Genomic DNA, 6,505 nt, shown 5'->3' on the forward strand with positions numbered 1-6,505 from the left:
TTCTTTCCGAATGATGGTCAAGACCTTCTCCTTACTTACGCAGACCCAGACGTTCGATCAGCGTGCGATAGCGATTCACATCCCGCTTCTTCAGATAGTCCAGCAACTTGCGGCGCTGGCCGACCATTTTCAAAAGACCCTGACGGGAATGGTGGTCATGCTTATTGATCTTAAAATGATCGGCCAGCCCTTCAATACGGGTGGTCAGCAGGGCAACCTGCACTTCAGGAGAACCCGTATCCCCCGCATGCGTGGCATAACCCTGGACAACTTCTGCTTTGATATCACGAGACAATGACATAATTCCTTCTCCTCGGAAATTCTAAAAAAACAATAATCCCTAGTTTACGCTCATGAGGCGGCGAGGCGCCACCTTTCCGTCGTCCATGACCTCTCCTAAACCGAGGAACTGCTCCCCCGGTCCATAGAGGCGAATGCGCCCAAGGGAAGAAGGCGCGTGGGCAACCACGACCCCCTGTCCCTGACGCAGGTAATAGGCCGTGTTCTCCGTCAGAGTCACCGCCGGTAAATATTCCAAAGCCAGATCCATGGCTTTAAGCGGACATTCCCCACGCCCAAGCACATCGGCAAGCTTCTCCAGGGTCAACGCCTGCGCGATATCAAAGGGACCGGTAGAGGTCCGCCGCAATCCTTCAACATGCGCACCACACCCCAGTGCTGCACCGATATCTACCGCCAGACTGCGGATATAGGTGCCCTTGGAACAGTGCACATCCAGTACCAAACGATCACCGTCCAACGAAATCAGGTCGAGCGCATCGATTCGTACCTGCCGTGCCGCCCGCTCCACCTCCAGGCCCTTGCGCGCCAGCTCGTAAAGCGGCTTGCCACCCTGCTTGATCGCCGAATACATGGGCGGGATTTGCGCGATCTCACCGAGAAACTGCGGCAACACCGCACGCACCTGCTCGGCGCTGACGGTTACCGGCCGCTCTTCGAGAATTTTTCCCTCGCTGTCACCCGTCGTCGAGGTCTGCCCCAGACGCAAGGTCGCCCGATAGGACTTGTCCGCGTTAAGAATATAGTCCGAGACTTTAGTTGCCTCACCAAAAAGCAAGACCAGCAGCCCGGTAGCGATGGGATCGAGGCTCCCTGTATGCCCGGCTTTTTTAATGCCGAGCAGACGTTTAGCCCGCTGCAAGGCAGCGTTGGACGTCAGCCCCGCGGGTTTGTCGAGGAGCAACAGACCATGCTGACAACTCATGGCAGGTCCTCCGGTTCCTGCGCCGGCGGCAGGCGCGCCAAGAGCTCCGCCATTTCTGCGCCACGATCAAAACGCGCGTCGTAGATAAAATGCAGGGGCGGAATGCGCCGCAAGGCCAACCGCTTCCCCAGGAGCTGCCGGATTTCTCCGGCATGATCCTGTAACACCTGACGCACCGCATCGGCCCGCTCAGGGCCATCCATCAACGAAAAATATACGGCTGCCGAGCGCATATCCGCCGGCAAATCCACCAGTGTGATACTGGGGGGCAGCAGAGCCAGGGCAGAAGGTAGCCCGTGCAGACGCGGCAATACCGCTGCAATCTCTTCCCGCAGTAAATGGGCCACCCTGGCGCCGCGCGGATACGCGCGATGAGAACTATGCAACACCGCCTCCTAGACCGTTCGCGCCACTTCAGTGGTTTCGAAAGCCTCAATGACGTCGCCGTTTTTCAGATCATTAAAGTTGCGGATACCCACACCACACTCAAAACCTTCACGCACTTCTTTGACATCTTCTTTGAAGCGCCGCAAGGAATCCATTTCTCCGGCATGAATGACCACATCCTGACGGATTACCCGGACCTTGGCGTTACGCCGCAAGATGCCGTCGGTAACCATACAACCGGCAATCATACCCACTTTGGGCACCCGGAACGTATCGCGCACCTGCGCATGGCCCAGAATACGCTCACGGATTTCGGGAGCGAGCATACCGCTCATAGCGGCTTTCACCTCGTCCACCGCATCATAAATGACGCTGTGATAACGGACATCCACGCCGCTATGGTCGATCAGACGCCGCGCAGGCGCTTCCGCACGCACGTTGAAGCCGATGATGACCGCCTGAGACGCCGCGGCGAGGTTCACATCGGACTCCGTGATGCCACCGACCCCGGAGTGAATGACATTGACCTTTACCTCGGAAGTGGAAAGGCGTTCCAGCGTCGTGGCCAAGGCCTCTACGGAGCCCTGCACGTCTGCCTTAATCAGCAAATTCAACTGCTGCAACTGACCATCTGCGGCGGCCTCGAACAGGCTTTCCAGTGTCGCCTTCTGACTCTTCGCCAGACGCACGTCACGGAATTTACCCTGGCGAAAGAGCGCCACCTCGCGGGCTTTACGCTCATCGGCCACCACGACCACCTCGTCACCGGCCTGAGGCACATCCCCCAGACCCAGCACCTCTGCCGGCATGCCCGGAGCCACCGACTGCGTCGGCTGGCCCGTATCATCCACCAAGGCCCGCACCCGTCCAAACTGTGCTCCAGCCAGCAGCATATCACCCGTATGCAGGGTGCCCTGACGTACCAGCACCGATGCCACGACGCCACGTCCACGATCCAGTCGGGACTCGATGACCACGCCCCTCGCCGGGCCGTTCACCTGAACATCCAGATCCAGCATCTCCGCCTGCAACAAAATAGCGTCAAGCAAATCATCAATATGCAGCCCGGTCTTTGCAGAGACATTCACAAATTGGGTGTCACCGCCCCACTCCTCAGGCACCACTTCATGCCCGGCGAGTTCCTGGCGTATGCGTTCCGGATCTACGGACGGCTTATCGATCTTGTTCACCGCCACCACGATAGGCACTTTAGCGGCCTTGGCATGGTGAATCGCCTCGATCGTCTGCGGCATTACCCCGTCATCGGCTGCTACCACCAGCACGACAATATCCGTCGCCTGCGCACCACGGGCACGCATGGCCGTAAACGCCTCGTGGCCCGGCGTATCGAGGAAGGTCACCATCCCCTTGGGCGTTTCCACATGGTAGGCGCCGATGTGCTGGGTAATACCCCCAGCCTCTCCACTGGCTACCTGTGTAGAGCGAATCCGGTCCAATAGCGACGTTTTGCCGTGGTCCACATGCCCCATGACCGTCACCACCGGAGGCCGTCGGCCCATGATCGGTGCCTCCGCAGTCCCATCCTCTACCAGGAAGGCTTCGGGACTGGTGATTCCCACCAGCTTCACCTTGTGCCCCAGTTCCTCTACGACGATTGCGGCGGTTTCCTGATCAATCACCTGATTGATGGTGGCCATCACCCCCATCTTCATCATCGCCTTGATCACGTCAGTGGCCTTAATCGCCATCCGGCTGGCCAACTCACCCACAGTAATCGTTTCGGGAATCGCCACTTCGCGGATGACCGGCGCGGCCGCCCATTCGCTTGCGGCAGGACCACCCCTGCCACGGCTTCGTTTGTCTCCGGACTTGCGGCGTCGGGCCAGGGCATCAGCATTGCCGCCCTCGTCACTACGTCGCCCGCCCCGCCGAGCTGCCCCACCGCGGCGGGCATCATCATCCCCAGCGCGCACGCCCGGACCTGCTTTTTTGCCTTTCGCTGGCGTCGTTGCGGCAGGCGTTCTGCTGGCTGGCGATGGCGCTGCGGGCCGCGCACGATCCGCACCGATTGCCGGTGCCCTGCCGCGATCAGGACTAGGCCGTTCCGAAGCGCGCGAAGGCGCGGGTGCCAGCCTCGCTTCAGGGAGCGACGGAACCTGTTGCACAGGAGGTTCCGTCATCACCGCTGCGGCCGCAGGCGCAACATACGCCGGCTGCATCTGTTGATCAGCCACGACTTCCGCAAGCACCGGCTCCGCAGAAACCCGCACTGCCTCTTCTACAGAAACCGTTTCCGCAGCCGGCACCGACTCCATTACCGTTGGGGTCACCCGATCACTAGCTGTGGTCTGGTCTGGAATAGCTGATTCCGTGGCCTCTTCAACCACCGCTTCCCGTTTGACGTAAGTCCGTTTACGGCGCACTTCCACCTGCACCGTACGCGATTTCCCGGCGCCTACAGACTGTTTGATTTCCGTGGTGCTGGTGCGGTTGAGTGTAATGCGGCGCAGTTCTCCGCCTCCCTCTCCGTGCGCACTGCGCAACGAAGCGAGAAGACGATGTTTGTCGTCCTCAGTGACCACATCCTCGGCCGTATTCTTGGAAATGCCCGCAGCATTCAACTGCTCCAGCAGCCGAGCATTCGTTACACCCAATTCAGCAGCAAAATTGGCGACAGTTACCGTCATAATCCTCATTCTCCAAAACCGCTACCCCGCCGACATACGTCGCGGGGACAGGGTCTGTATCAAGCAAACCAGGGCGCACGCGCCTCCAGAATGAGAGCCTTGGCCCGCTCCTCATCCACACCGACCATCTCGCATAGCTCGCTCGTAGCCAGTTCCGCCAAGTCCTCGGAAGTAACAACACCTTTACTGGCCAGCAAGTGCGCCAAGCCCCTATCCATCCCTTTCAGGGACAGCAAATCCTCTGCGGGTTCACTGAGCGCCACCTGCTCTTCCTGGGCAATAGCCTTATTGAGCAGGACATCGCGCGCACGGCGCCGCAATTCACCGACGAGATCTTCGTCCAGCCCCTCAATCTCCATCATCTCGGCAACCGGAACATAGGCCACTTCCTCAATAGAAGTAAAGCCCTCGCTGACCAGCAAGCCCGCCAAATCCTCATCCACCCCCAGTTCCTGGATGAAGTGATGGAGGAAGGTCGACTCTTCTTCGTCACGCTTGGTCTGGGCCTCTTCCTCAGTCAGAATATTGATGGTCCAGCCCGTCAATTGCGTGGCCAGCCTGACGTTCTGACCACCGCGACCAATGGCCTGCGACAAATGCTCAGGCCCGACTACCACATCCATACTGTGCGTATTCTCATCCACCACGATACTGGACACTTCCGCAGGCGACAGAGCGTTGATCACGTAGCTGGCCGGATCGGCCGCCCAGATCACAATATCAATCCGCTCGCCTTTCAACTCATTGATGACCGTCTGCACTCGGTTGCCACGCAGGCCGACACAGGCGCCCACCGGGTCGACACGCGGATCATTGGAGCGCACGGCCAGTTTTGCCCGCAGGCCCGGATCACGTGCGGCCCCCATGATTTCGATCATCCCGTTCCCGATTTCCGGAACTTCCTGGGCAAACAGCTTGATCAGTAACTCGGGGCTGGTCCGCGACAAAAAGAGCTGTGGCCCCCGCTGCACACGGCGCACATCCTGGAGATACGCACGCACGCGATCACCGGGACGGATAGCTTCGCGCGGCATCATCTCTTCTTTAGGAAGAATGGCCTCGGCACGCCCCATATCGACGATGGCATTGCCTTTTTCCAAGCGTTTGACCAAGCCGCTGATGATATCACCCTTGCGTAACGCAAAGTCCGAGACAATTCTATCGCGCTCGGCATCCCGCACTTTTTGCACAATCACCTGCTTGGCCGTTTGTGCGGCGATCCGCCCGAACTCGACGGGGGGCAACACTTCTTCGACGTAAGCACCGAGTTCAATATCGGGACGGGTTTGCCGAGCATCGCTCAGACGAATCTGCTGATCCGCTTCAAAAGCCGTACTCTCATCCGCTACCACTTCCCACAGACGGCGGGTTACATAGTCGCCGGTCTTACGATCCACATCCACCGCGATATGCCAGTCCTGCCCATATTTCTTTTTGGAGGCGGAGACCAGAGACGCCTCCAAGGCCTGGAAAATCACTTCCCGGTCCACATCCTTCTCATGGGCGACGGCATCCGCCAGATAAAGAAGTTCACGACTCATTGACCTGCTCCTCTCTGCATGTTCCGTCTACTCACCATTGGGGAGCCAGCCTTGCCTTGTGGATATCTTCCAGTGCAAACGCCCAGCGCCCCTCAGCATTTTTTAAAACCACTTTCTGATCTTCAACGCCAAGCAACTCTCCCTGCAAACGGCGCCGCCCTTGCGTCAAACCATGCAGGTGAATCTCGGCCTGAGATCCTTTAAATCGGTCAAAATCGTGTAAATTTTTTAGCGGCCTGTCCAGCCCTGGGCTGGAAACTTCCAGGCGGTATGCAGCATTGATTGGGTTTTCCACATCGAGCCACAGGCTGAGCTGACGACTCACCGACGCGCAATCTTCGATGGTAACTGCTGCTGTTTCATCTTTTTTCTCTATGAAGACTTGTAACGTCACTGCGCGCCCGGTGCGCACCATACGCGCATCTACCAAGGCGCAACCTACAGCGCCTACTTGCTGGGCAATTCCTTCATAAAGTCGATCTTCCACGTTCACCATTCCCAGTACAGAAACAAAAAGTGGGCACTTGGCCCACTTTTTTGCGCATGATACGCAGAATCGCAACAAAAAACAACCCCGTCTCTGTGTATAGAGACGGGGTTGTTGGAGATAGGTGTCTGGCGGTGACCGACTTTCGCGGAGGGAGGCCCTCAACTATCATAGGCGCTGCAGCGTTTCACGGTCCTGTTCGAGATGGGAAGGGGTG

General features: G+C 58.4%; 6 protein-coding genes and 1 rRNA gene. All 7 read right to left on the reverse strand.

Annotated features, from left to right (window positions below; genetic code table 11):
* Window positions 1-31 precede the first annotated feature (31 nt).
* Window positions 32-301 carry a 30S ribosomal protein S15 gene (gene rpsO, locus AC2VNK_RS02770; RefSeq protein WP_291509233.1) on the reverse strand — a complete coding sequence of 90 codons (270 nt, stop codon included), beginning with the start codon at window positions 299-301 and terminating at the stop codon, window positions 32-34.
* Between the two features lie 39 nt (window positions 302-340).
* Window positions 341-1,225 carry a tRNA pseudouridine(55) synthase TruB gene (gene truB / locus AC2VNK_RS02775; RefSeq protein WP_291521159.1) on the reverse strand — a complete coding sequence of 295 codons (885 nt, stop codon included), beginning with the start codon at window positions 1,223-1,225 and terminating at the stop codon, window positions 341-343.
* Complete coding sequence (locus AC2VNK_RS02780; protein WP_291521157.1) at window positions 1,222-1,614, reverse strand: ribosome-binding factor A; 393 nt, start codon at window positions 1,612-1,614, stop codon at window positions 1,222-1,224. The genes truB and AC2VNK_RS02780 overlap by 4 nt, the downstream gene beginning before the upstream one ends.
* A 6-nt stretch (window positions 1,615-1,620) precedes the next feature.
* A complete protein-coding gene (gene infB / locus AC2VNK_RS02785; RefSeq protein ID WP_291521155.1) occupies window positions 1,621-4,260 on the reverse strand; it encodes a translation initiation factor IF-2 in 2,640 nt (879 codons plus the stop codon).
* 59 nt (window positions 4,261-4,319) lie between these two features.
* Complete coding sequence (nusA, locus tag AC2VNK_RS02790; protein ID WP_486882721.1) at window positions 4,320-5,801, reverse strand: transcription termination factor NusA; 1,482 nt, start codon at window positions 5,799-5,801, stop codon at window positions 4,320-4,322.
* 31 nt (window positions 5,802-5,832) lie between these two features.
* Window positions 5,833-6,297 carry a ribosome maturation factor RimP gene (locus AC2VNK_RS02795; protein WP_291521151.1) on the reverse strand — a complete coding sequence of 155 codons (465 nt, stop codon included), beginning with the start codon at window positions 6,295-6,297 and terminating at the stop codon, window positions 5,833-5,835.
* A gap of 117 nt (window positions 6,298-6,414) precedes the next feature.
* Window positions 6,415-6,505 (reverse strand): 5S ribosomal RNA (gene rrf / locus AC2VNK_RS02800); the annotation flags it as partial.

Source organism: Acidithiobacillus sp. TH-A35, from assembly GCF_057473505.1.